At 50.8% G+C, this 26,254-nt stretch carries 24 protein-coding genes; 20 read left to right on the top strand and 4 right to left on the bottom strand.

The features are described 5' to 3' along the window. Positions 1–2: 2 nt before the first annotated feature. The 6 genes from BEI65_RS05160 (at position 3) to BEI65_RS05135 (ending at position 5,197) form a co-directional block, all read left to right on the top strand. The gene (locus BEI65_RS05160; protein WP_099062416.1) at positions 3–386 is read left to right on the top strand and encodes a hypothetical protein; all 384 of its coding nucleotides are present in this window, start codon (positions 3–5) and stop codon (positions 384–386) included. Positions 387–449: 63 nt separating this feature from the next. Beyond that, the gene (locus BEI65_RS05155) at positions 450–899 is read left to right on the top strand and encodes a hypothetical protein (RefSeq protein WP_099062415.1); all 450 of its coding nucleotides are present in this window, start codon (positions 450–452) and stop codon (positions 897–899) included. Further along, positions 899–1,495 (top strand): hypothetical protein, encoded by a 597-nt coding sequence (locus tag BEI65_RS05150; RefSeq protein ID WP_099062414.1) that lies wholly within the window; start codon positions 899–901, stop codon positions 1,493–1,495. The genes BEI65_RS05155 and BEI65_RS05150 overlap by 1 nt, the downstream gene beginning before the upstream one ends. Next, entirely contained in the window at positions 1,495–2,151 is a 657-nt protein-coding gene (locus BEI65_RS05145) for a DUF6682 family protein (protein WP_099062413.1), read from the top strand. The genes BEI65_RS05150 and BEI65_RS05145 overlap by 1 nt, the downstream gene beginning before the upstream one ends. After that, positions 2,148–4,265, top strand: a complete 2,118-nt coding sequence (locus BEI65_RS05140; protein WP_099062412.1) for a prophage tail fiber N-terminal domain-containing protein — start codon at positions 2,148–2,150, stop codon at positions 4,263–4,265. The genes BEI65_RS05145 and BEI65_RS05140 overlap by 4 nt, the downstream gene beginning before the upstream one ends. Continuing rightward, positions 4,265–5,197: an arabinofuranosidase catalytic domain-containing protein gene (locus tag BEI65_RS05135; RefSeq protein ID WP_099062411.1), complete on the top strand. Its 933-nt coding sequence runs from the start codon at positions 4,265–4,267 to the stop codon at positions 5,195–5,197. Before BEI65_RS05140 ends, BEI65_RS05135 begins: the two co-directional genes overlap by 1 nt. Positions 5,198–5,565: 368 nt before the next feature. Here BEI65_RS05135 and BEI65_RS05130 read toward each other — a convergent pair whose 3' ends face one another. Continuing rightward, positions 5,566–5,910, bottom strand: a complete 345-nt coding sequence (locus tag BEI65_RS05130) for a DUF1493 family protein (RefSeq protein WP_099062410.1) — start codon at positions 5,908–5,910, stop codon at positions 5,566–5,568. Next, on the bottom strand, positions 5,907–6,356 hold the full coding sequence (locus BEI65_RS05125; protein ID WP_099062409.1) for an STM2901 family protein: 450 nt from the start codon (positions 6,354–6,356) through the stop codon (positions 5,907–5,909). Before BEI65_RS05125 ends, BEI65_RS05130 begins: the two co-directional genes overlap by 4 nt. Positions 6,357–6,531: 175 nt before the next feature. Between BEI65_RS05125 and BEI65_RS05120 the strand changes: the two genes are divergently transcribed. The 11 genes from BEI65_RS05120 (at position 6,532) to BEI65_RS05075 (ending at position 22,773) form a co-directional block, all read left to right on the top strand. Continuing rightward, a complete protein-coding gene (locus BEI65_RS05120; protein WP_099062408.1) occupies positions 6,532–8,157 on the top strand; it encodes a hypothetical protein in 1,626 nt (541 codons plus the stop codon). Then, entirely contained in the window at positions 8,154–9,422 is a 1,269-nt protein-coding gene (locus tag BEI65_RS05115) for a hypothetical protein (protein ID WP_099062407.1), read from the top strand. The genes BEI65_RS05120 and BEI65_RS05115 overlap by 4 nt, the downstream gene beginning before the upstream one ends. Continuing rightward, on the top strand, positions 9,419–9,787 hold the full coding sequence (locus tag BEI65_RS05110; RefSeq protein WP_099062406.1) for a hypothetical protein: 369 nt from the start codon (positions 9,419–9,421) through the stop codon (positions 9,785–9,787). Before BEI65_RS05115 ends, BEI65_RS05110 begins: the two co-directional genes overlap by 4 nt. A gap of 7 nt (positions 9,788–9,794) precedes the next feature. Then, positions 9,795–10,466 (top strand): hypothetical protein, encoded by a 672-nt coding sequence (locus BEI65_RS05105; protein ID WP_099062405.1) that lies wholly within the window; start codon positions 9,795–9,797, stop codon positions 10,464–10,466. Between the two features lie 12 nt (positions 10,467–10,478). Then, a complete protein-coding gene (locus BEI65_RS05100; RefSeq protein WP_099062404.1) occupies positions 10,479–10,865 on the top strand; it encodes a hypothetical protein in 387 nt (128 codons plus the stop codon). A 195-nt stretch (positions 10,866–11,060) separates the two neighbouring features. Continuing rightward, the gene (locus BEI65_RS26710) at positions 11,061–11,369 is read left to right on the top strand and encodes a hypothetical protein (protein ID WP_157765422.1); all 309 of its coding nucleotides are present in this window, start codon (positions 11,061–11,063) and stop codon (positions 11,367–11,369) included. 3 nt (positions 11,370–11,372) lie between these two features. Next, on the top strand, positions 11,373–12,725 hold the full coding sequence (locus BEI65_RS05090; RefSeq protein ID WP_099062402.1) for a hypothetical protein: 1,353 nt from the start codon (positions 11,373–11,375) through the stop codon (positions 12,723–12,725). Positions 12,726–12,996: 271 nt separating this feature from the next. After that, the gene (locus BEI65_RS26950; RefSeq protein WP_198404402.1) at positions 12,997–13,167 is read left to right on the top strand and encodes a hypothetical protein; all 171 of its coding nucleotides are present in this window, start codon (positions 12,997–12,999) and stop codon (positions 13,165–13,167) included. Between the two features lie 249 nt (positions 13,168–13,416). Then, on the top strand, positions 13,417–13,983 hold the full coding sequence (locus BEI65_RS05085) for a BRO family protein (RefSeq protein ID WP_099062401.1): 567 nt from the start codon (positions 13,417–13,419) through the stop codon (positions 13,981–13,983). After that, positions 13,973–14,389 carry a hypothetical protein gene (locus tag BEI65_RS05080; RefSeq protein WP_099062400.1) on the top strand — a complete coding sequence of 139 codons (417 nt, stop codon included), beginning with the start codon at positions 13,973–13,975 and terminating at the stop codon, positions 14,387–14,389. Before BEI65_RS05085 ends, BEI65_RS05080 begins: the two co-directional genes overlap by 11 nt. Positions 14,390–14,490: 101 nt before the next feature. After that, positions 14,491–22,773 carry an LPD38 domain-containing protein gene (locus BEI65_RS05075; protein WP_099062399.1) on the top strand — a complete coding sequence of 2,761 codons (8,283 nt, stop codon included), beginning with the start codon at positions 14,491–14,493 and terminating at the stop codon, positions 22,771–22,773. A 3-nt stretch (positions 22,774–22,776) separates the two neighbouring features. Here the strand turns inward: BEI65_RS05075 and BEI65_RS05070 are convergent, their stop codons facing one another. Continuing rightward, the gene (locus BEI65_RS05070; RefSeq protein WP_099062398.1) at positions 22,777–23,007 is read right to left on the bottom strand and encodes a hypothetical protein; all 231 of its coding nucleotides are present in this window, start codon (positions 23,005–23,007) and stop codon (positions 22,777–22,779) included. Between the two features lie 85 nt (positions 23,008–23,092). Here BEI65_RS05070 and BEI65_RS26705 point away from each other — a divergent pair, with 85 nt between their 5' ends. Together BEI65_RS26705 and BEI65_RS05060 are read left to right on the top strand one after the other, a co-directional pair. Then, positions 23,093–23,335 (top strand): hypothetical protein, encoded by a 243-nt coding sequence (locus BEI65_RS26705; protein WP_157765421.1) that lies wholly within the window; start codon positions 23,093–23,095, stop codon positions 23,333–23,335. An 882-nt stretch (positions 23,336–24,217) separates the two neighbouring features. After that, positions 24,218–24,673: a hypothetical protein gene (locus BEI65_RS05060; RefSeq protein ID WP_099062396.1), complete on the top strand. Its 456-nt coding sequence runs from the start codon at positions 24,218–24,220 to the stop codon at positions 24,671–24,673. A 77-nt stretch (positions 24,674–24,750) separates the two neighbouring features. On the opposite strand, the gene BEI65_RS05055 is transcribed toward BEI65_RS05060, so the two are convergent. Continuing rightward, the gene (locus BEI65_RS05055) at positions 24,751–25,287 is read right to left on the bottom strand and encodes a DUF4136 domain-containing protein (protein ID WP_232518987.1); all 537 of its coding nucleotides are present in this window, start codon (positions 25,285–25,287) and stop codon (positions 24,751–24,753) included. 442 nt (positions 25,288–25,729) lie between these two features. On the opposite strand from BEI65_RS05055, the gene BEI65_RS05050 reads away from it, so the two are divergent. Continuing rightward, positions 25,730–26,080 carry a DUF4377 domain-containing protein gene (locus BEI65_RS05050; RefSeq protein WP_099062394.1) on the top strand — a complete coding sequence of 117 codons (351 nt, stop codon included), beginning with the start codon at positions 25,730–25,732 and terminating at the stop codon, positions 26,078–26,080. Positions 26,081–26,254 lie beyond the last annotated feature (174 nt).

The following is a 26,254-nucleotide window of genomic DNA, read 5'->3' as shown; positions in this document are numbered from 1 at the left end:
ATATGGCAACGATTATCGCACCATCTATGCGAGACGCGGTGTATCAGGGCCCGCAAGGCAACCTGTCGATTGCAGAAGGCCAGATCATTTTGTCGGCGGCCAAAGCAGGTGATGTTGTAGAACTGCTGGAAATGCCAATCGGCATGCGCATCTATTCGCTCGATATCGTCAGTGAAGCTTTGGGGGCCGGTGTAACTGTGGCGATTAAGTCCGGCACCACCACGCTGGTAGCTGCAGGCAGTCACGCTGCTGCAGTAGCGAAAGTGGTACCGATTGTGCCGTACAGCACGGTTGCTAGTGGTGAGAAGATTACCGCAACGGTTGGTGGCGGTGATGCCGCTGGCCGCCTGGTGGTCAATGTTAAATATGTAGCGACTGGCTACTGATCCGCTAATCCCCGTAACCCCAAGAGGCTCGCCAAGTGCGGGCTTTTTTATTGGAGCACTCCAATGACCCAAACTATCGCAGTTGCCTATATTGGCCCAAAAGACAAAAAGCGCGACACGATCACCGGCAGCCGTCTGGTGTTCCCGCGTTTTGCCCCTGTTGATGTCGAGTCAGCTATTGCACATCGGTTGCTTGATTACCCGACGGTATTCATAAAAGCGGATCGGCTTGAAAGCGTGTTGAAAGCAAATGCGGATTCAGCATCAGAACAGGCTGAAGCTGAACGTCTGGAACATGAGTGCTTGGCCGCATTGGCAGCAGAAAATAGCTTTGTCGTGAAAATCGGTAACGATGAGGTTGATCTCGCCAAGCTTACCGCCGTGCAGTTAGCAACACTGGTTGAAGCCGAAGAGTTGGAACTGAAACAGGATCCGCAGGAAAAGGTTGGTGATTTCCGCGTCCGTGTTCGTGATGCAATCAACGGTAAGCAGGCTGGCGGAGACGGCGAGTAATGGCAGCGCTTGACGTATTTCTACCTGCGATCCGCCGCCACATCAGCGGGCCGCTGGAAATCATGATGCGGCAGGCGGTGCTTGAGTCTGCTATCGCGTTTTGTCGTGAGTCATTGTTCTGTCGTGAAGAGCTGACATTGGCCGACGCAACGCCGGGAACGACGTATGCGTTGACCGAAAGCTCACTGGTGAAATGCGTTAAGCGCTTGCGTGTTATCGATCTCTCCGAGCAGCTGAGACGGCCTGATGAGCCAGGCGATGTCCTTGTGGCGGGGATCGACTTTAACGTCATGTCTGCGAACCATATCGCCTTTGTTCGTTCGTTCGAAAAGGTCGCAGTTCTGTTCGCTATTGAGCCGCGTCGAAGTGTCACGGATGTTCCTGATGCACTCGCCGACGACTATCTGGACGTTATTGCCGCCGGCGCATTGAACGACCTGTTCATGATGCCTGGTAAGCCATGGTCGGATCCACAGCGAGCAGGGTATTTCAATGCTCAGTTTGTCGAGGGGTACCGCCGTGCATTCCGCGATGCCCTGGATAATTCGCCGATCACCTCCTTTTATAACCCCGTTCGTAAGCACGAGTTCTACTGATGCAAAAAGTTGCCGAGATTATCGGGCGCGTTAATACGCAGCTCGTGGATGTCGCATGGATGCGCTGGCCCAAGGCGGAGCTCCTTGATTATTACAACGACGCGATCCGCGCCGTGATTATTGTTCGCCCGGACGCCGGGGAAAGCTCAGAGCTTCTGACTTGTGTGGGGGGCACCAAGCAGCAGTTGCCAGAAGGGGCTAATCGGTTGTTGGACATCACCCGAGTAGCTGGTGGCCGTGTAATCCGTCCAGTACCTCGCGAGGCTCTGGATACGCAATTCCCTGACTGGCATTTCAGTGCCGGCGCCATTGAGGGTTATTGCTACGACGAGCAAACACCAAGAACCTTCTATGTGTTTCCCGGAGCCGAGGCGGGTGTGCAACTGGACTCGGTGGTATCGCGGATCCCTGAGGCTGTCACTATTCAGCAGCTTGATGGCGAAGCGCCTGTTTCACTGGATGAGCTCTATACCAACCCGATCATTGAATGGATGCTTTATCGCTGCTTTTCCAAAGACTCCCAGAACGGTGCCAACGCTCAGTTAGCCCAACAACATTACCAGGCCTTTAACGATCAGTTGGGTGTTAAAACTCAGGCAGAGATGGCTGTAGGTAATAGAAAACGCGAACAATATAATGGGAGCACCCAACTATGAGTATCCTCGTTGAAGGTACTTTGCTATCGCCCGCAGGGAACGTGATTGGTGCGGCAGACATTGTTCTTACCTCTATTTCTACAAACCTTGTTGTTCTTGGCGGAACACCGCTATCAGTTCAAACAGATCCCATAGGGCGGTATTCATTTACCTTGAACAACGGTAACTATGCGGTCTCTGTTTCCAAGGAGGGAAATAATTGGTTTTCGGGAACAATTACAGTTACTGATTTAACTGTTCCTAAATCCATTAATTCCTTGATATTGCAAGATGCCATGATGGCAGAAATTCCCGTAGATTATTGGTCATATTTTCAAGCGCAAACAGGAATATTGTTCACCAATTTTGGAAAAATTGATGATGCGGTCACCTCTACGTCTGAAGATAAAGAAACAGTCTTGAACGCTAAGCTTGAGACGATCGCGGCAAAAGATGTAGCGGTGACTGCCGCAGGAAACGCACAGAACATCGCTGACGCCAATACGTATTACATCACCTTAGAAGACCCAGACGGGACGATTGCTGGACTGGCAGGTACAGACAACGGACAGATGTTTCGAGTGGCCATTCCTGACGGCGACGGCGTGACCGTTGCATTCAACTGGTACAGGAATAATGCGAACGCTGCTGAGTTTGTTAATTCAGAACCGAGCCGTCGTTATATTGAATCGATAAATAAATTAATTAATAAAAATCCGTCAGACTCTGCAATAAACATGAATGATAGCGTCGGGCGGAAAGCGCTTATCACTAATGAAGATGGCTCTATTGATGTCCATACACTATCGACAGAATACAGCTTAATAAAAGGCGGGGATGATGGCTGGCTGCATAAAACTATTGATAAGGCCGGGAATGTATTATACGGCATGGATGCGCAGGGTCGCACTCACGGCTTCTTTGTTAACCACGCGGATAAAAAAGACGAAGTTTCTGATGACCCGTACAGGATTAGACTAGAAGATGTAGCGCGTGGTGTCGTCGTCAATCCGAATCAATTCGAGGGAGTGACTCAACACGACCGTATAAATGCTGCATTGGCGTTTTTAAAGCAACGGGGAGAGGGAACGCTGGTGCTCGGACTTGATACTGTTTCAGAGCCGCAAACCCGAAAGTGGATAATCAACGAAGCATTATTGCTTCATTCAAATTTAACATTGTATCTCGACAAATCCACGCTAAAATTAACCAATCGCAAGTTTGACAATATCATAAGGAATGATGGTATTGTTCCAGACCCGCCAAACATATACAGCTATGCGCGGGAATTAAACGAGAATGTCAATATTCGCATTCTCGGCAGCAGTAAAACAGAGTCGTTCATTGAAGGGCCGGATGTGCCTTATTCTGCCCCGCACCCAATAAATGGCGGCGCGGTTATTCCGTGGACAGGCGACTGGTACGGCTGGCGCACAATCGGCATTCTGCTGGCGAATTGTAAAAACTACGAACTGGCCGGTTTCACGATGCGAAAAACAACATGCTGGGCTATTTCGCAGGAGCGAGGCTGCGACGGTATGTATTTGCATGATATTAATTTCGACACGACTGTAAAAAACGGCGATGGAATAGATTTTCGGATGGGATGCAGCAATGGTGTTGTTGAGCGTATTTCCGGTAATACGGCTGATGATACTATTGCGTTGAGCGCGTTGTTGAATTTCCAGCAAAAATACCCCGCTGGAAGTTACATCTGGCCGCTGCAAGTGAGTGGTGACGCCCCACATCCGCTGGGTGATAATATTAAAAATATCACTATCCGCGATGTAAAGTCGAAATCCCTGCACAATCAAGTTCGTATCTTGCTCACTAACGGGGCCAAAATAGATGGGATAACCGTATCTGACGTCGAGGACACCGGCCCAGCGGGGGCAACGCAGGTCATTGTGCAAACCGGCGCTTACGGTTCACCTTCTGCGCTGGGCGATTTAACAAACATTATCGTGAACGGAATAACGTCAAATTATTCGCAAGTGCCACTCAATATTGACGTACCGATTAAAGATTCGATGTTTAATTTTGTACGACAGCGGAAAGAGGGTGGCGATATTTATAAAATAAACACATCACTGCCCATTGTTAACACAACGGTTACGAATGCAAAGGCTGAATAATGACGACATCAATTATTGCTACTGATACTACATTCAGTAATTACATTGGCAAAGGCAACTTCCTCGGCTCTTACCCTGACGCTATTGTTGCCTACAGTCTGAGAGCGATAGGCACGCGCTATGTTGGGCCAATTATCCGCATCCGTCGAAGCTCTGACTCTCAAGAGCAGGATTTTTATGCTCATTTCGGCACTGTTAATATTGATGAAGTAAAAGCATTTGTCGGTTCGAACACTGGCTTTGTATCAATATGGTACGACCAGAGCGGGAATGGATTACATGCGTTTCAGCCTGTCCTTGAATCACAACCTATGGTAGTAAAAAACGGGACGGTTATTTTATTAAATAGCAAAAATTGCCTGATGTTTGATGGTGTTAATGACTGTTTGCAAGTTCCCGAACCCGTGGCACGGCAATTTAGCGACGGCGTGACCGATTTATCTGTTTTTGCGGCGTGCATTCCCAAAGATCCCGCACAGGAATTTACAGTTTTCTCAATAGCTGCGAGAGCCAGTACGAACCCGGGAATTAATGATTTTATGCTGTTTCAGTCTAATGCGCAGTACAACGGTACGGCACGACAAAGCGCGGGTGCTTTGTTCCGCAAAGTGACAGGGACAAGCAATAACGACCGCGCCGCTGTCAGCGCCGGCGGCCCGGCAACTAATGTCCCTGTAGTTTTCGGGATGGTTCGAGAAAATGGCGACATGACTATCATCGATGCAACAACATCGAAATCGACGGCGGGTATAACTGTGGGTGCGATGAATCTGGCTATTGCGACAATCGGGGCAACGCGGAGGGGCGTCAACGGTACAGTTGAGGCATCTAACGTCGATTCTAAAGTGGCGGAGCTGATTATCTATCGTAAAAGCTACGCGCCATTGGCTGCGGAAGTGATCGGCAACATTGCTCAATACTACAGCGTGTGACGAGCGTGATTTAACACAGCATGGCCGGGAGGGAACCCGGCTAGTACTGAAGCTTGAAATTTTAAACTTTGGCCTTATATAAATCTTGCTGCCCCGTTACCGGCCTCGTAATGTTCGGCTAGGCTGAGCATCGGTTAGGGGCGGCAACTTCACCGTATAGACACAAAAAAACCGGCACGACGGCCGGTAAGTGATGAGGCACTGCTTGTAATATTGTTATTGTTATTCAGTTACCCAGTTCAGTGGTCGGGGGTTCAACTTGTCATTTTACTTTGCTTTTGACGTAATCTTTTATAACGTCAGCTCCCAGCGATACTTTAAAAACATGCTAAACATTCAGATCTAATGCGGCATAACAGGGAACCCGGCTAGTAGAGCCACCGGCCAGCCTTGGCGGATTCGATGAGCATGGCAATAGTTAGCGGCTTTGGATTGTTGTGATCAGTTTGAAGGTATTTAGGCAAAAGACAGTTAGGAATGAAGGGAATGCCAACTCTTGGAAAATAATCATTCCATTCCATAGACTTAAAATCAACATGGAATTTTTCTGCGAAAGCCACTAACAATTCGTCAGCATCTTCACTGTCGATGGGATATTCCCCCACATTAATTGGAAAGCTTTTATCGATGGTAAAAGGGGGCTTCTGAGAGCCAAACAACTCTTGTTGAACGAACGTAATCACATCTTCTGAAAGGTTATCCTCTGGGTTCATAGTCGATCACCTTTTCTCGCAATTAAGTTATACCGACGCAATGAACGTGAGGAAATCGTCCATAAGTCAGACATTGTAATAACTACGCCGATCCAAGGCACCCACCTACCAACAAACGCGCCGAGACTTCTTGTCGGTGACCATTTCCCACGCAGCATATTTTCCCATGTGAGAGTTTTTAGCGGTTTTTTCATTTTATAGCGAATCACATGCCTTGACGCATAGGATAAAGGTGACGTACCAGCGGTCGCTCTACGAACATCTAACTTTCCTGTGACGGAGATAGAAGGATATCCACCGACGAGTAATGCTAAGGCGACTAGATCTTGAGTACCTAGCTGTTTCTGAGCCTCTTCTACAAAAATCCAAAAGAATAATTCGCCAGCACTCAGATTGTGCATACCGTTGTAAAAGTATGTCCCACCCAACTCTTCAACCGTATCCATAAGCGTTCCTTGTGAAATGTATGTATGCAAAGTAACCCAAGACTCTTTCAAAGTGCAATCATACCAGTCCTAATATGGTTGCTTTGTAACAGGATGCGCGCTAAATTCCCCAAAGATGCCGATCTATGCTTAACAGCAAGGTCGGTTTTTTTATTCCCTCAATTTGTGACCCCATATGCCTGATATCGACATCACAACTATGGGCGGTGAGATGCCGCGCATGGTCGCGCACCTGTTGCCGCAATCCTCTGCGACGATCGCCAATAACTGCCATTTTCGCCACGGCGTGATCACCCCGAATAACGTTGATGCCAAGCAAGGCAAAGTGTTCAGCATTGCGCCTGGTACCATCTTCAACTATCACGATGATGTTTGGTTTGCATGGAGCGGTATCGTAGAAGCGATCCGTAGCCCGGTAGCCAACGACGATTATGACCGGGTGTACTTTACGGACGGCACCTATCCCAAGGTGACCAGCAACCGCATTGCAACGCAAGGACAGGGGAACTACCCTGCAGCTTACTTTCGGTTGGGCATTCCTGCGCCAGAACATGCCATTACAATTGGTGGCGTAACGCCGCCGGCAGATCCGGGGGAAGATGACCCCACTGACGATGAATCGCGTTTCTACGTTGAAACCTATGTGACTGAATATGGAGAGGAGGGGCCGCCTGGGCCCGCATCAGCAGAGGTCACTATTGTGTACCCGGGGAGTACGGTTGCATTGCAACTACAGCCGCCGGGCACCCAGAACAGCAATATCACGCGGCGCCGTATTTATCGCTCAGCAACCAGCGATAGCACGGCTGACTTTCTGTTGGTGGTAGAGTTGGGGATTGCCATCGGTTCCTATGACGATTCATTGTCTGGTGCAGAGTTAAGCGCGACACTGGAAACCTACGACTACATGATGCCGCCGGAAGGAATGATCGGTTTGTGCGCCATGAAGAACGGTATCTGCGCCGGGTTTAAAGGCAACGAGGTAATGTTCTCTGAAGCCTATCTCCCGTATGCCTGGAAACCATCCAACCGACAGACCACCATGAACAAGATTGTCGCCATCGCACCAGTCGGCACTTCTCTTGTGGTCGGTACCGAGGGTGATCCGTATTTATTCAGCGGTATTACCCCATCAAACATCAGCAGCACCGAACCTAATATCACACTTGCTTGTGTCTCGCGCTGCTCAATGGTGGCGATGGACGGGTTTGCTATTTATGCTTCGCCGAACGGTATTGTCACTGTGGACGCATCGGGTAATGCGCTGGTGGCCACTGAGAAAATCATCGAACAAAAGCAGTGGCGGAAGATGTTTAACCCTTCATCGATCCGCGCCTGGCGGGTTGAGAACGAATATCTTGCGTTATACGACACGGTTGATGGCACCGCAGGTTTTATCTTCAATCCCCAAATGATGGATATCAGACACATAACAACTTCGTTCGATGCCGGTTTTAACGATGAGAAGAGCGACACGCTTTACATCGTGAAAGGGAAGGAACTCTATTCACTTCAGGGGGGTGAGATGCCAGTGAGCATGCGCTGGCGGTCGAAGCCGTTTCTGGCACCCTATGACACCTCTTTTTCCTGCTTGCGCGTCATGAGCGATCAGTTGTTCTTCGTCGGTATCAACATCATTGTCGATGGCGCGCAGGTGATCACTTTGCCGCCGGGCACCATGCGAGAAAGCATGCTTAAGTTACCGCCAATCTCAGGCCGGAAGTGGATGATCGAAACGTGGGGTAGAGGTCAGGTTGACCGGATCACTCTGTCCACATCAATGATGGAGATGCCCGCGTGAGCAACAAAGGAAAATTCCGCTCAGGTACTGATTTGCCGACGGTGGCAGAGAATATTCAAACGCTGACTGGGCAGCGGGGCGATGGACTTGATCGTGCGGTCACGGTGCGTGATTTGGCTCGACTCGGCTTCTCGACCAAGAAAGCGGGTAACGGTGGCGTGTCTTTGATACCCGGCTGGACGCCGCCACCGGATTGGGGCGGGCCGGGAGCAAACAAACCGACGCAGTTCCCCACTAAACCAACAGGCTTCACGGCCTATGGTGCATTCTCGTTTATCGCGCTGGTGTGGGATATGCCGAAATACGGCGGCCACTCACTAACAGAAGTCTACCGTAACAGCGAGGATAATCTGGCGGACGCGGTTATCGTGGGCACAGAAGCCGCTGGAGTCTTCAGCGATCCGCAAAACACCGGTACGCCTGGTGCCTATTACTGGATCCGCCACGTTAATGCCAACGGTGTGCCGGGGCCTTTCAATGACACCGCCGGCACGTTTGCGAAAACGGATCCGGATGCTGCACAGAACCTGATTGCTGACCGGGTTATCGCTGGTATTGAGATGATCACTCCGCTGTTGCGTTCTGCACGAATTGAAAATGGTCGGTTCAAGGTCGATGAAAACGGCAACATGACGGCAATCAATGCCAGCATGAACTTCATGACGGCCAATGGCGGATGGTTCTATGACGTGTACGCAGAGCGGGCCACATTCAGGAACTGCCAGATACTGGAAGACTGCGATGTTCGCGGCACTATCTACGCCAATAAGCTCGTTGGCGACGTGTATAACGCGCAGTCTGGTGGGATCTATCTGCCACCCATTACTCAAGGTGTACGTTATGGCTTCACATGGTCTAGTGAGGCTGGGGATCATGTGATCTGGAATATTGTGGGCGAAGATTTCGATCGCGTCATGGATACAAATGTCACGATTCTGGCAGCAAGCGCTGATAGACAGTACTTCACCGTAATTTTGCGTAGCCCGGGCCATGAAGATATCCAAATTGCTTACAAGGACACGGGAAATAGCGGGGAAAGCGGATCGTTAAATTATTTGCTCGAGGGCATACAGCTCCCTGCGGTCGGGCGTGATAAACAGCAGCAGTTAATCATCCGGATAGGAGAGAACCGGGGAAGCACAGTGGCAATTACAACCCCTGTGATCAGTGGCGGCGGTAGTACCGGAAGTCCTGAAGTGAGGGCGAAGCCGGTAATCGGCGTTTATAAGTCAGGGCGTCAGATCGCCACGAGCGGCCCGCAATGAAAGCGCTTGAAGAAAAGGTGAATACCCTTGCCAGGCGAAGCGCCGACAAAAACTTGATAACAGATATCCAAGACGCCTGCCGTGAAAAGCAGGCGTTTTGCTTTGGTGCTGATGATGCGCGGATCGTCCTGCGGCCCCGTATGCAAAACGGTGTTCCGTATGTGGTGGTCTGGCTCGGGGTGAGCACCGCGAACGATGGCTTGGTTCGATATACCCCACGGGTTAAAGAGCTGACGCGAATGATAGGCGGCAGATGGGCCGAGTTTTACACAGACAGAAAAGGGTTCATCAGGGTAGCCAGGCGGCTCGGTTTTGTGCGCCTGCCTGATGAAGATGGATTAATGAAATTCCGGATCCCGGTGTGAGGGTGGTATGGGCAAAGGCGGTAGTAACGAAATCAAAGAAACAGAGAACGAGAAAGCAGCAGCGCAAGTAGCTTCGCAGCAATGGGATCTCTATCAGAACGAGCTCCGTCCCTATGAAAACTTGTTCATGGATAAGGTCGATGCGCTGAACAGCGAGCAGAAGTATGCGGACATTGCCAATGATACCAATCTTGGGTACCAGGCTGAGTTCGGTAAGGCGCGGCAGGATACCGCCACGCAGTTGGCGGCCAGCGGCGTGGATCCAAGTAGCGGCAAATTTCAGGGAACGCTCGACAATATCACGTCAGATCAGGTTGCCGGCCAGATTGACACGACCAACCGCGCACAGAGTACGCAGGCCGATAAGTATGCTGGTGGCCTGCAGGATGTCGTTGCTATGGGGGCGGGTCAGAAAGCTGATGCCCTGTCAGGGTTCAATAGCATCGCCAATACCAGCATGCAGAAAGCACAGTCCGATGCGCAGCGCTCGATGAGCAACCGACAGGCGACGGCGGGGGTGGCTGGTGCATTGGGAGGTGCTGCTGTGCGCACCTATGGGTTACAGGATGCGGCGGCTCCGGCCTCAAACGCCGGTTCAACTGGTGTATTCGGCGGGAGTAATAGCGGCGGTCAATACGGCGTGTCCAATACGCCATTCGGTAAATCGACCTTTAACTAACAGGGGCCAATTATGGGACAGGCGGCAGATACATATGCCCGATTGATCCGGGAGCAGTACGCGGACTGGCAGAACCGGTTTTACCCGAAGCAGAAAGAGCTGATGGGTTTAGCGACCAGCGGCCAGCTGATGAACGACCAGCTCGCGCGTGCTGATGCCAATACTCAGCAGACGCTGAACACGGCACAGGTAGGGCAGCAGAACCAGATGGCGCGCTATGGGGTGGCGCAAGCGCCTACAGTCGGAGACAACAGTCTTGGGCTCCGCTCCGCGTTGGCAACTGCCGGGGCCAAAAACGGGATCCGCGAAGGTGAAGCGGATCGGCAAATGAATATTCTGACGGGGGGAAGCGCCAGCCTTCGCCAGCAAATGAACATCGGCGGCGGGAGTAGCAGCTAATGGGATACGGGTTAGTGGATATCGCGAACCAGACGCGCCAGCAAGCGCTTCAGGGCTTTGGTGAAGCATCATCGCGTGAAACTCAGCGAGAGGTGGCAAATCAGCAACTGAAGGATGCTGAGAAGCAAATGAAGATGCAGATGACGGGTACTGGCGCTGGCATGGGGCTGGCGATGGGTTCCGGTAGCTCTTTGCTTGGCGGTGGTGCAGGTACGGCTGCAGGTTCAGCGGCTGGTGCCGGTGCTGCGGGAGCCGCAGGGGCTGGAGCTGCAGGCGCGGCAGCCGGAACAGCCGCCGCAGGCACTGCCGCCGCCGGTACCGCAGCAGCAGGAACGGCAGCCGCTGCAGGTGGCGCAGCGGCCGCAGGAACAGCAACGGGTGTTGCCGCCGGTGCAGGTACTGCGGCAGCGACTGGTGCGACAGCCGGTGCATGGGGTGGCCCAATCGGTATGGGGATCGGCGCGGCGGTCGGTCTGCTGGCAAGCCAACTTTTCTAAGGAGTAAATCATGGGTGTTCAAGGTTTAGCGGATGGCTTTCTGGCAGGCTTCAATACTGCCGATGCTGCTATTACGCGTAACAAAGAAATGCAGCAGCGCGATGCGGCCCTGCAGCAGCAAGTGAAGGACTCCGATCGCAATTACAGCCTGCGTGAGGCCGATTTTAATTACGGCAAAGATCGCGATCAGCGCAATTTTGGTTATCAAAAAGAACGCGACCAGGTGGGTGATAAGCAATGGGGCCTACGCCACGCACTTGATGAGCAGCAGGTAGGTATCAGTCGCGCTGGCCTTGGTATGCGTGCGCAGGAGCTGGGTATGCGGCAGAAGGAATACAACTACCGCATGGCTCAGGAAGAGCGCAGCCAGCGCCTGCAGAACGAAATGCCGGTTGTTCAGACCCTGTATAAGCAGATGGAAGAGACTGGCAAATTTGATCCTCAATTGTATTCGCAGATCTCGAAAGATAACCCGCTTAACCCTGGCCGCTTTTTTGGCAAGGAAGCCATCAACAACGTTATGGAAGTGAACCGCGTCATGCCGAAGGTGCTTTCCGGCGAGATGGACTACAACGATCCGAAGGTCATCAAGCTGATGAATACGGTGTTGTCGCCACATATTCAGCGCGGCGTGGGTGAAGTCGATCCGCAAACGGGCAAGAAAATCGTCAGTAAAGAGCTGGGTCACATTGGAGTCAGTGAGGATGGGAAGTACATCATTCCTGGCTTAACGGTGAAGTATGACGATGGTTCTACGGCTCAGAAACCGATGACTGAATTAGGCTCTGCAGATGAGCGTGATAACCAACTTGCTCACATGCCGGTATCCCGCATGATGGATGAAATCCGCGGCTACGGTCAGATGGTCGGCCAGCTTAACCAGCCGGATCGCGCCGCCTTCCTCAACAACATGGTCAACCCGCCGGATAAGACTGCTAGCCGTGAAGAGGCCAAAGGATTGCGCCGTGACCTGCTCGATGTAGGTAAGGCCCGCGCCAAGGCACTGGCAGGGGCAACTGATGAGCGGGCGATGGCTGAAATCAATGCTCAGTATGATCAGTTGCAGGGTGAGGTAATGAATTCTTACGGGCAGTCTGTGCCGCAGACACCGGCACAGGATCCGGAGTTTTCTTCCTACGCCGAGCAGTACAAGCAGCAATTCGGTGAAGTACCAGATCCGCGCAAGCCAGAGGACATGCAGGGCTTCCAGCTATGGAAATCCAAGAAGCAGGGCGGCACTCCGCCACCGGCACCTGTCAGCACAAATCAACAAGGCCAGGCACCGTCACAACTGCCCGATAATTCGTATGCTGCAGGGTATCTGAGAGAGATGCGTCAGCAGTCGCAGCGACAACAGCAGTAAACCCCCAGTGATGCAAAAGCGCATTTGACCGTTGCGCTTTTGCATTTGACAGCTTTAGTTGGGGTTATCTATTTGTTTTTTTGAAATAAATTAAGTTGGTAACTATTGGTTGTTCAATAATTCAGATTGTCGGCTATTGTCAGCACAACAAACTTATCGGTGTCTGCGTTGACAGGGATGTAATAAAATATTACTGTACATGCATACAGTTAATTAATAAAAACCATTTGAATTCAGATTGATATGTTCGGCTTCTGCTGGGGAGATTTCCGTGACACTGAGCAATGAAGATGTATTAGCCAACTTAGCTACGCTTTTAGAATTACTTACACACTGTGATGAAGATACCAAGATTGAAACCGTGCAAGCGACCGCATTGCTTGGATGGAGGCTACTGAAGGAAGTGAAGATTAAAAATCATCTCTTAACTCAGAGCAGATAATGCGCTAAATTTGGGAATGATGCCGGAGTATGCCTAAAAGCTGCTCCGGTTTTTTATTGCTCCAAACTCAGCCCTGACAGGTTCGCCTGCCGGGGCTTTTTTGTATCCATCGCGCCATGCCCGGCGCATATCAATGCATAGAGTCTTACAGAAACAAGCCTTGGAGAAATGCTGGTTTAGGCCGGTAGCCGTCTCTATGCGCTGGCGTTTCTGGGCAACAAGGCTCGTTTCTATAAGGTAACTACCGATATGAAAGAACTAACATTTGAGAATCATGCTGTTGTTCCATATGAGAATGGCGATGGGAAAATTTGGTTTACTGGGGAGGTTCTTTCCGATCTGCTTGGATACGCTGACGTTAAGCAGGTAAATAAGATTTATCAACGCCATAAAGACGAATTTACCAGCAGCATGACCATTTTGTCTAAAGTGACGGTCAGCAATAAAAACAATGAGTTAGAGAGAATTCAGTTACGTCTTTTTTCACCGCGTGGTGCACACCTTATCGGCATGGTATCTCGTACAAAGGTCGCAAAATCGCTTCGTCGGTGGCTGCTTGACCTGATAGAGCGCGAATCTCAGACAAGCTTGGCATTGTTGGATATGGAAGAGCTAAGGGCTGTAACCATTGGCGAGATGCAGAACCGAGTAGTAAAAGCCAATGAGTGGTCACTTGAAACATTTGGTCGTCCAGGTAGCGTTAGTATGAATACACGTAAACGTCATCTGAAGCAGATCCGGGCCGCGGAGAAATTAATAGCTGAGCTTTCTCAGGTTAAGATCCCAGATCTCGGTGGCTTGCAGTATGAGCGATAAAATTCCAACTCATGAATTCTTCTGCTGGCGTGTGTCCGAGGCATATTGCTACTACCTGTTAAAGCACAATCAAGCGCTTGTTTATCGACACATGATTGGTGACATACAGGTAAACCAGCATTTCATTGCAGGGCTTCTGGACGGGCGTCTTAATGAGAAATTCAGCCGCGAAGGGCAGGCGATGTTCTATTTCAAGCTGCTAAAACCGTTCGACCGCCAGCCAACTGAGAACGTTATATTTGTTGGTGGCTCCGCACTTGAGCTTAATAGGCGTGGCATTCGCTACATGAACGCCTTCCTTCGCGAGTTCGGAATGATGCTGATGGATATAGGCGTGCCAGAGGGAAATGGACACTATCGCTTGCCGAATGAAGAGGAAATGAAGGCTTATCCATGGCTCGCATAAAGCCGTTAGGGATATTCGATGTATCAAACCAACTGCAAACAATTATCCTCATCGAACCCGCCGCTTGGCGGTTTTTTTTCGCCTAAATTCTGGAGCCACAAATGGCCTATGATCCGCAACAACAGCGACCTGAAGAGCAAGCATTAAACAACAACCGTGAATCGTTGAACATCCGGCAGCCTGGTGAAACTGGTAGTACTGGATTCGACTGGGAGCAGGTGCGTAAAGCGCGCGAGGCCGCCGGCCGAAAATCGGTAGTTCCTGATCCGAGTATTGGTGTGGGGGATATGGCCCGAAGTCTAGCTTCCACTTCACTTGATATGGTTAAAGATGGAGCTCAGTTATTCCATGCTGGCAATGAAATTCTTGACCGCAAAGCTGCTGGCTTTCGCTCTGGGGAAAACAAGCCCCTGATTGAGCTGGGTGTTGATCCCGAAATGCTTAAAGTTATGCGGGAGAGTCCAGGCAATCCATTATCGCGCGGGGGTTCTGTCGCAATTGGTGCTGCTGGAAAGCTTGCCGGTTCGGCCTCAAGCTCGATCCAAGATGGCTATAGTGATGATGCCAAACAGGCTGCCGCGATGCCGTTCGTTGAAGAGGATGATAAGGGTAATTACAAGCTTGGGGCCGGTTTTTTTGATAAAGACGCATGGATGATGAATGCAATACCAACGGTGGCCCAATTACTGACCGGTGGCGCTGCTTCTAAGCTCGGAGCCGCATCTACGAGAAACGCTGTTGAGAATTCTTTATTTAACCGTCTGAGCAAAAAGTTGCCCGAGGAAACTGCCAGGCAGATAGCAAAAGAGACAGCTGATAGAGCTGCAACCGTTGCAGGTAAAACCGCGTTTGTCGGCGCAATGACGGCACCCGCTCAGGGACAAGGTGGTTCTGACATTCGTGACCAAGTTAACGCCTTGTCTTTTAATGATTTGATGAAAAGCCCATCGTTTCAAAAAGCATTCGATAATGTTGATTTAAATCCGGCGAATGCTTCTCTTACCGACACCGAAAAACTTACCTTGGCAAGGAATCAGGTTGCAGATAAGGCTGCTAGCACAGTAACTGCTGATCCCAAAATGCTACTTATCAATATCGCAGCATCAGCCATGGGTGACCATACACTTCTCAATTTGCTAACAAAGAAAGGTGCCGCGTCCGGTGTGCTTTCCGGTGCCTTGACTGGGGCTGCTGCCGAAGGAACCACCGAGTTTGCTCAGGGAGCTGGGCAGCGATATGTCCAGAACCAACAGCTTATTGATACTGCCGGGCAAAAAATCGACCCTATGAAGGATGTGGTGACCACCGGTGCAAGTAATGCGGTTCTTGGTGCTGGTCTTGGTGGTTCTATTGGTGCGGTCGGTGGTTTTCGTGGTGGTCGGTCAACACCTGAACAGCAGGGTAGTGAACAACAAAATCAATCAGTTAATGAGGAAATTCCTGCTGGAGAGCAGCAGCCGGTCAACGGCAATAATCCAGATGCAATGCCAGCACAACCGGCACCAGAAGCTCCTGGACAGTTTGCTGCTGAAGAGGTTGCTGGTGCCGCGACAACGCGGGCCGATGAGTTCAGAGACACCCCAGCGTATTTGCGCCAAGACCCACGCATTCAGGGCTTTGCCGAAGATAACGACGTACAGCGTGCGCTGGCCGAACAGCAGCCATCACCGACGCCGGACGAATTAATCCAGCAGCAAATGGAATCGGGTGATCAGGGTTATACCCCAGAAGAACTGGCGGCACAGGAGCGGGCGGATCAAATCCGTGAAGCGCTTATGCCGCGGTTGCCGCCTCCGGGGAAAACGTCAGTTATCGCCATGCCGGGTGAAGTGGCTAATGTGAATGCCGACGATCCGCAGGTTGGCGCTGGGCCACAGTTCCGCGCCGGGGAGCAGGTTCGGGGCCAGGAATTCATACCGCGCGATGCGGAAACGCGTGCGAATGAAGTTGGCCGGGCATCTCAGACCTATGACGGCGAGACGGTTCCAGGCAATGCGATCACGGACAAGAACATCATTTTCGCCGATGGGCCAGTAACCAATACTGACGATGTGCAGGCCGGATCCGCACCAGCATTTACCCAGGGAGAGACACGCGATCAGCGTAACCTGCGTGAATACTCCGAGGGTGTCGGCGCCAATAACCAGCTTCAAGGATTACCGGACAATCGGCAGCGCGCTGCTGGTGTCCCCATTGATGCGCAGACCGAGGCTTATGCTAAAGGTGAGCCAGTCGGTGAACTGCGGTTCTTTGGAAATAAACCTTTCGCCACATTACGAATGGCTAAGGCGTCCCGATCGGGTAAAACACCTGGCGCAACGATCGAGGCCGTCGAAGGTGGTTATGCGATACGTATGCCAGTCGATAAGCCAAAACCAACGCCCAGCCAACATGACGGCGAGGGTGAACTACGGCTGTTTGGCGACAAGCCATTTTCTACATTACGTATGGCTAAAGCATCTCGATCAGGAAAAACACCCGGTGCCAAGATCGAGGCTGTTGAGGGTGGGTATGCGATACGCATGCCGGTAGAAAAAGTGCGGGTTGCAGAACCACAGGCAGTGGCCACAGAAAATGGACTGACAAAGGACGAGTCTGCAGAGCTGATACAGCGGATGCTTGCTGATGATAGTGCCGGTGGTCATGTGATGAGCATCTTCAGGGCTGCTCATGGCACGCCAGAGGAACGGAGAATGTATGGTGCTCAATATCGTCCAATTCTCAACGAACATCGCGCCAAAAGGCCTCACTGGCGCGGAAGCGCAGAAGTTGATGATTCAGGGAATGACCATGGATCCACTCGTCATGAAGATCAGATTGACGACTTCGGACAAAAGCTGGAAGGGGCTGCGAAGCATAAGTGGGGCAAGTTCTCGGAGGCAATGGAGCGCAATGCTACGGATGAGCATTATCGAACTGAACCCTTGTCCAAACTGTTCCCTCAACCTGATTACAGCAAAATGTCTGATGGCGGCGTGGGCCACGATAAGCTGGCGTTAATCTCAATGCTACGGGCTCAAATCCCATCGACTAAGCCGAAACGTTTACTGTCACGCTGGGTTGAATCTGCCCAGACGATGAAGGGGCTTTCTGCTGATCTGCTTAATGGAAAAGTCAGTGTCGCTGATGTTCGTGAAAAGATTCTCAATAGCAAGAATTTGCGTGGCATGTTGGATACGCACGATCTGATTTCCTCATTGCCGCCAGAGCAAATGGCTGCAGCATCAAAGTATCGCGTGCGTCATTCGCATTACTCTATGTATGAGGGCAAGCAATACCCGGATCCGGGAAAATCGGTCTACGAGCTGGAAAGAGCCAATGGGATGGCGATTAGCGGAGTTGCTGATACAGATAAAGCTAACTTTATGGATAAAGCTCGCGCGTATATTGACCAACAAAGTGGTGGCGCTCCAGCGTCGAAACAAACCAATTTCACTATCCATGTTGATCGCCAAACCCGTGATATTTTCATCGGCTACAAAGGGGCTAGCGGGGTAGCCAGGATAAAGGAAGGGTTCAAGGATCCTCGCGCTGCACGCGATTACCTTAATGAGAACCGTGCTGAACTGGAAAGCAAAATCTCCCGGCAGCGTGATCAGGCGCGCGCCGAACAACGCCGGGATACCAACGCCCAGCGTGCAGGTGCTGCACGGAGATCCGCCGACGTTACCACTGCGCAGTTCGATAAAGAGTTTGGTTTCCGAGGGGTGCAGTTCGGAAACTATGTGGAGTCGGGCCGCCGCCAGGCTGAATTGAACGATGCCTTTGACAGCCTGCATGACATGGCTGACATCATCGGTGTTCCGGCAAAAGCCATTTCTCTTAATGGAGAGCTCGGTCTTGCGTTCGGCGCGCGCGGTCGCGGCGGCGCGAATGCAGTTAAAGCGCATTACGAACCGGGTGAGGTTGTGATCAACCTGACGAAAAATAAAGGTGCCGGTTCGCTGGCGCATGAGTGGTTCCATGCGTTGGACAACTATTTCGGCCAGGCTGATGTAGGCGGTGGGCGTGGCGACAATTATGCGACGGTTCGCCGCCGGCAGACCATGAAGTTCCAGGACGGGAAGATGGTGCCGGCTGATTTCCCTGTGCGGCAAGAGGTCTGGAATGCATGGAAAGGGGTGATGAAAGCCGTTGGCGATAGTGGCATGGTGGCCCGCGCACAGAGGCTGGACGAGCTGCGCAGCAAACCCTATTGGGCAACCAATGTTGAAATGGCTGCTCGTTCGTTTGAGCGCTATATCCTCGATCGGGCCGAGGCCAAAGGCATCCGCAATGATTACTTGGTCAACCTCAAAAAATCGGACGAGCATGGCAACCCGGGCACCTACGCCTATCCGACAGAAGCCGAGCTGAATAATGGCGTTCGCGATGCTTTCGATACTTTGTTCAAAACGCTGAAAACCAAACCTACAGATCGCGGCGTGGCTTTCTATTCAAAAGATGGCCTTGATATTGGCGGCGGCAATATCCTTTCTGAGGGTAATTTTGATACGTCTGGGGCGAGGCCGGAGAAGGGAATGGGGGACAAACAGGCTCAGCATATCGCTGACCAGTGGGTTCGTCGCTTCAATGGCGCAGCAAAAATCAAAGTTCAGGTTGTTCAGTCCCAGGCCGACGCCGCGGCTATGATGCCGAATGGCATTCCTAAAGAGTTCGGTATCGTGCACGCCATTTATCAACCAGAGCTCAGCCGCGTGATTGTGGTTGCCGATAATATTGCGGACGGAAAGCAGCTTCGTGCCAAGCTGCGGCACGAAGTTTTGGCGCACCATGGCTTGGCCTCAGTGATCGGTGATGTGGAATATGACCGTATTATCCGCGTGCTGCACCAGACGCGTGATAGCAAGAACCCGGAGATTCAGGCCGTATGGCGTCAGGTGCAGAAGTCATACGGCAATGAGTCGCCAGAGGTGCAGGCCAACGAGTTTCTGGCCCACATGGCCGAACGGTCTGAACTTACTGGATTGGGTGCCGTTTGGGATCGGTTCGTCTCCATCATCACCAACGCGCTACGCAAAGCCAACTTCTTTAACCCGAGTGATATCACGCCGGCGGAAATTCGCAATATCTTGCGCTCCATTGCTGGCAGGTTTAAACGCACCGCGATGTATGAAGGGGAGCAGCCTGGCAGCAGGGAGTTTGACGACACGTTTAGCCGCACTGATGCGCTTTACTCAGCATCTGGTCGGAAGGATCCGTTTAAGCCAGACAGCTATGACGCCAAGAGCTTTGTGGATGAGGTCGATAACATTGCCGGAATGGATAAGGCACCGCGCGGCATGGTTCGCCTTGGCGATACTCCCGCGGTGTACCGCGCGCTCGGTGCACGCAATCTGGAAATGGTTATGCCTGCATCTGTCGTACATAAAGCGACCGACCCGACAGTGCGTGCGCATCAGGTGCGGTTGGAAGACATGCAGCGGTTACCGGAACTGATTGCAGATCCTGTTGCGGTAATGCGCTCATCCACGGAAGGGGACGCACTTGTTGCTTTGGTGGAGGCTAAGGATGTTTATGGCAACCCAGTCATTGCGGCAATTCACCTGAACGGGAAAGGGGCTGGTTTTGCCGAGATCAACAAGATTGCGAGTGTATACGGGAAGGATAACAGTGCAGCCCTTCAGAGCCAGCTTGATAATAATTTGCTGTATCTGAACAAAGGAAAAGCCGCTAAGTGGCTTCATGCAGTCGGGCTCCAATTGCCCGAGGCGAACACCCTTAGCGGCTCAAGTAAAAATATACTCTCTCCCGATGATATCCGCAAGAACACCGCGCTTTACTCCCGTACTGGTGAAGCCACCATGGACGAGATCACCAATAGGAAAATGGGGTTCAACGTCGAGAAAGGGAAGGTCGAAAAGGCGAAAGACTTTTACGGCATGGTGAAATCGAAGGACAGAACGGAGCTGAAAAGCTGGCTGCAGGAGATGGGCCGTAAACTGAATACCAAAACCTTCGACGGTATGGCACCCCTCAAGTATGCGGAAGATGCGGCTGGCAAATCAGATGCCCGATCATCGGCATACATTGGCGCGCGTATGGCGGCAGGTGCTGGCTCAGTCACTGCGGCCACTCTGGAACATGGCTTACCGAAATACAATAAGGCAGAAGGAGTTGTGGAGCGTCAGGTTGGAACCGGTAAAGAAGACGCGCTGATGGGTATTCTCGATAGCCTGGGTAATCATCGCGAAAACTTCCTCAAGTGGATCGCCGGCCACCGTTCAGAACGCCTGATGGCTCAAGGCAAAGAGAACAACTTCACGGCTGATGAGATCGCCTATATGAAAGGCTTGAACAAGGGTAATGAATCACTGTTCGACGCCCAGAAGAAGAAATACGACGCCTTCATTAAGTCGATTCTGGATCTACAGCAGGATATGGGCCTGATTGATCCGGAGAGTCGCGCCAACTGGGAAAGTGCCTGGTATCTGCCGTATTACCGAGAGGCGGAAGATGGGGAGGTGAAAGGGCCATGGAGTACGCGGGGTATCGCAAACCAAAGCAGCACCGTCCGCAAGCTGAAGGGTAGTGAGCTGACTATTAAGGATCCGATTGAGAACCTGTTCAACTATGTGGCCAAGTCAGTAGATGCGTCCATGAAGAATGAGGCAATGCGGCGCGCGGTGGTTAACCTGGCCGATACTGGCGTACTGGACGTGATCGAGTCGCCCAACAAAATGGACTTCGAGCGGATCGGTAAGGATGTGGTGAAAGTATTCACTGATGGCAAAGAACAACTGGTACAGGTTAATGACCCTGAGCTCTATCGTGCGTTTACCATGATTGACCTTGAGCGCAGCAACTCGGCATTTATGAAAGCGGCGCGTCAGGCGAAGAAGGTGCTGACGATCGGCACAACCAGCATGCCGGACTTCATCGTTCGAAATTTCTTGCGGGATTCTCTCCATTCCTGGGCGATTAACAAGGATGGTTTCAAAGCGGTTACTGATTCCTTCAAGGGTTTCAACAAGGCTCTTAAAACGGATGATAGCCTTATCGATATGATGTTCGCCGGCGCCACATTTGGAGGCGGATATTCCAACGTTTATGACCCGGCATCGACCGCGCGCTCAATCAGAAGTGTGCTGCGCCGAAAGGGGTATACCGACAGCCAGATCAATGAGTTCGAGTCATCCATTGTACGAAGCAGCAAAGATGTCATGGATAAGCTGGGAGCAGGGCTTGAGAAGTATCGCCACCTTAGCGAAGCGGCGGAGAATGCCAACCGCTTGGCAACTTACGACGCAGCGATTCGGTCGGGAAAAGGAAAGGCGCTGGCTGCATTCGAATCTCGTGATCTGATGGATTTCAGCATGATGGGGGCTAGCAAAATCATGATCAACCTCAGTGACATGCTACCGTTCTTCAACGCGCGCATGCAGGGGCTGAGTAAGCTGGGACGCGCGATTAAGTCGGATCCGCAAGGGGTATTGAAGCGCGGTGGCATGATTACTGCTGCTTCTTTGGCCCTGTTGGCATTGAACTGGGACGATCCGCGGTATGAGGAATTACCGGATTGGGATAAGGACACTTATTGGCATTTCTTCCTTCCAGGTGGTTTACATATCCGCATGCCGAAGCCGTTCGAGTTCGGCACGTTTTTTGCCACTATGCCTGAGCGGCTTGTTCGCGCGCTGGACGGAAAAGACTCTGCCGGTAAATTTGGAAAACTGGTGGCCCATAATTTCATGGAAATGATGGCCTTTAACCCAATTCCACAGGTAGCGATGCCGATCGCGGAAGCGTATGTGAACTACGATTTCTTCAAAGGTGGGCCGATTGAGAACATGGCGGACAGCAACCTCATCGCTGGCGCCAGATATAACGACCAAACCAGCTTACTGATGCGTGAAATCGGTGAAGCCACCAACCTATCGCCGAAGATGCTGGATCACATCATACAGGGGTATACCGGGAGCCTGGGCGCGTATGTCATGGGCGCAACCAACATTCTGATGCGCGGCATGCAGGATAATGGCGAAACAGCCGCAATGCGGCTGGACGAAATGCCGGTAATTAAATCACTTGTGCGCGGCTATGGTGACGATCCAGCGAAGTCCACTCAGTTCAGTGAGGACTTCTACCGAATTATGCAGCAAGTGAACCAGATCCAAAGCACCATCAATTCGTACCGGAAGCAGGGGCGAATTGAAGATGCTCAAGAGCTGCAGGCGGAAAACAGGGATAAGTTGTCACAGCGGAAGGGGTTAACGAAGACGCAGACAGAGCTTCGCCAGTTGAACAATCGAATTGAGCTGGTGCGCATTGATCGTATTCTGACGGCAGAGCAGAAGAGGGAAAGGATTGACCGCTTTATGGCTCAGCGAAATAAACTGGTGCAACAGGCGGTCGAGCGGGTGAACCCGTATTTCAATAAGTGATATTTACTTATTACCGTGATTGGATTCAATCTGTTTAATAGCGAGCGACAAGAGGAAGGATTTCTTCTTGTCGCCTTTAACCTGATATAAAGTGATTTGGTCAGCGAGGCATTCGAGCAGGGTTTCTGTATTCACTTCCACTCTTTTTCTAAAAATACGCTGTACGGCGTCGCCAATAATGGCGTCCACATTTTGCTGGATGATCTCGTTGATAATTTGTTCTGATGAGTCCATGGCCTAATCTCGCTGTATTTTGATCCGTTCACGTTAGCCTTATAGTGTTCAATAGGCAAGCAAGGGAGCCTCATTTTAGTGACTGATGGATAGCAGCGAAAATGAACAGAACAGCGAAAAAACCAACGATTCCAAGGATGATACTGGTGTTGCTGTCCAGATCCATTCGACCTTTCCCCGCGAGCAGGTAGGTGGCGATGAGGAAGGGGATACAGAACGCCGGGTGAACAAGCACCATGACGGCGGCAAGGATAAGGCATATAGTGAACACGGTCGAAGTCATTTTTATGTCCGAAGTTTGTCCGAAATTTTCCTAAAAACATCATAACTATCTGATCTCGAATGTTAATTTAAAGACGGCATTGATAGGTTAGAATTCGACGAAAATCAGATATCTATTTGATTTATAAGGGTTAAATTACACGTGGCCGGCTAAAGGAATCGTATTCGGTCTTTTTTTGTTTGTTATTTTAAAACAGTTACTTACAAGCAAAAAAATCACTTATCACGCCTCCTGTTCTACCGTATTACCCTCTTTTTCTTCCTCAGTCGCCACTTTGCCGCCAATCACTGGTTGGGATAATGAATTCTCTTATACTACGCTGAGTATTCTGCACCACCATGCCGTGAGCTCTCGATTTATCGACTGTCACACGCTGATGCTATCGATAGTAGCTAAGTACTTTTTGGTTATGATCGAGGGGATGCATATAGCTCCAGGCGTTGCATGGCATTCCGGATCAGTCCGGACAGACCCGAGAAGAGCTTATTTGTAGTCAATATCCATAAATTTTCTACGTTTTTTGAGGGCTGTATATTTGCAATCTCATGAGATATAAAGCAAAATATCTAACTAGTGATTTGTTTTCCAGGGGCTACAAGCATGTTAAATACTAACATGTCGCTTTATGACCAGCACCCTATGAGTCAACCTTAATCATGCCGAAATGCTGGACTATTGTAACCGGCAAACTGATGCTCGTTGGTGGGTAGGTCTGTGCTCTATTTTTATTTATGAATCCACGCCATCGCCGGGGGTTTATATACTCTATATCGCAGAAAGTAGTGACATTGATACCGTTGTTACTCTCCCAGATAAAATAATTAGTATCTCATCTAAACTATTTTTTTTGAATGAGATGGTAATAAAGTGAACCCTATTGGGGCTGTTTTAATGGAAACTAAAAACTGTATTAGGTAAGGGAAAGCAATGAAAAAAATTTTAAAATGGATACTTTACATCGTCGTGGCTTTGGCTGTTATTGGCTACTTTGCAGGCGATAAAAAAGATAGCCCAGCTACTGAATCAACCTCTTCAGAAAGTGCGCCAGTTTCTTCTACGCCAGCTAAAGAAGTGTACAAAACTACAGCTAGTGAGTTGTTCAAAGATTACGATGACAATGAAGTTGCTGCAGATGAAAAAATGAAAGGTAAGATCATCGAGGTGTCTGGAACCGTACAATCTATCGACAAAGACTTCACTGACTCAATTATTGTTCGTTTAAAAACAAGCAATGAGTTTTTACCTGCAATGATGGGTATTAAGGATTCAGAAAAGTCGACAGCGCTGGCATTGAAAAAAGGTCAAAAAGTTGTTGTTACCTGTAAAGGTATGTCGCGCGTGGTGGGTGCACCATCTGGCCGTAATTGCGTTTTTGCTAACTAAATCCTACATATGGCGGTACGGTTAGTACCGCTATTTTTAATAGGGCTGGCCATTCTGACTGATGTTTTCTAAAACAATCAGCGGCTTACCGGGCCGGCCTGGAAAGAGTAGGTGGCAAACAGCGCGGTTACTGCCTGTTGGATCTGGGCCTGGCTGGCCGCTTTACCATCCGAACTCAGCGTGTTGCTGGCGGTTCCACGCCAGACCAGCTGTTTCTTCTTGCTGTCCACCAGGTCTACCGTCAGGGTGCCTTCGGTATAGCTCCAAACGGTTTGATTATAGCCCCCCCAGCCAGCATAACCTCTGCGGCCGACCGGCACCGGAGCGTCGTTCACCTGCACCTTGTTTTGCTTCATCGCGCTGCTGTATACCAGCAGGTCAGGGGTTGCGCTGACTTTATACCCGCGTTGTTCCATCTGTTGTTTAATCGCCGATTGAATGTACTTGCCCGTCAGCGTCTGATATTGCCCGGCAGTTTCTGTGGCAAAACCGTAGGTATGGTATTGGGTGAAGTTGGCGCTGTGGTCATAATCGCTGGTCACCTGCGGCTGGCTGGCACAGCCCGACAATAAAGCCATCGAACCCGCGATAAAAAGGCAAGGAAGTAAACGCATAGAAAACCCCTTTAGGATTATTGGTTTCATAAACTTAGACCCAGAAGTTGTGGTTAGCAAATGGTGAATTAACACCGAGTTTGCTTTGGCTTAAGGGAAAAATTAGCAATCAAATTATTGCTTGAGGTTTCAGTTAATATGCTGGTCTCCCGGCCTCCAGGTGATAATGCTGGCGGGTCACGGTGAGAGTAAAATTCCGCTACATGGAGTGTTCACCATGACCCACCAGCATTAGTCGGCGTTGAGTGTAAGGTAATGCCTGCCGTTATTTTTGTCTTAATGAGCCGCCGGAACAAAGAAAAGCGGGTCTGATTTTGTGCTTTACTGTCACGATACCTTCCGCAGACCGGTCCATTTTCCCCAAATTCGGAACACGCCGCTGGCCCCGATGGCCGTAGCTTTGTTACTATCAGCGCACCCAAAGACTCAATGGTGCATTACATTGAAAATCAAAGCGTTGTTATTTGTTGCCTTAGCCGGTTTGGCCGGCTGCAGCCAGGAGGGAGCGATCGTGAGCCAACCCGTGAGTAAAGACGGCGACCATACGGAAGTGTTGCTGGTGAACAGTGCGCTGGTGGATTGTATGGGCGTCGCCCCAATGAAATGCATGCAGGTACGTCACTCCGTGCAGGGGCAGTGGGAATTGTTTTACAGCCAAATTGAAGGCTTTAACTTCGAACCGGGCTACCGTTACCGCCTGAAGGTCAAGGTAACCGAGTTGGAAAACGTACCGGCCGACGCCTCTTCACTGCGCTATACGCTGGTTGAGCAGTTGGAAAAGAAAAAAGTCTGATTGGTTTTTGTCGGGCCGGGCGCACAGTAGCCTGGCCTTGAAACCCACTCAAAGATCCTCGCGTTTCTCCCCATACCCCTGCCGCGGCAGCAAGATTTCACCGGTGTAACTGGTCTGTTCACTGCACTTGTTGCGATTCTGCAATGCACCCAGCTTAAGTATATTGAGAAAATC

The sequence above is a fragment of the Serratia sp. BW106 genome (assembly GCF_002607755.1).
Classification (GTDB): Bacteria; Pseudomonadota; Gammaproteobacteria; order Enterobacterales; family Enterobacteriaceae; genus Serratia; species Serratia proteamaculans.
Note: the sequence above shows the minus strand (reverse complement) of the source record. Positions and strands in the feature narration are given on the sequence as shown.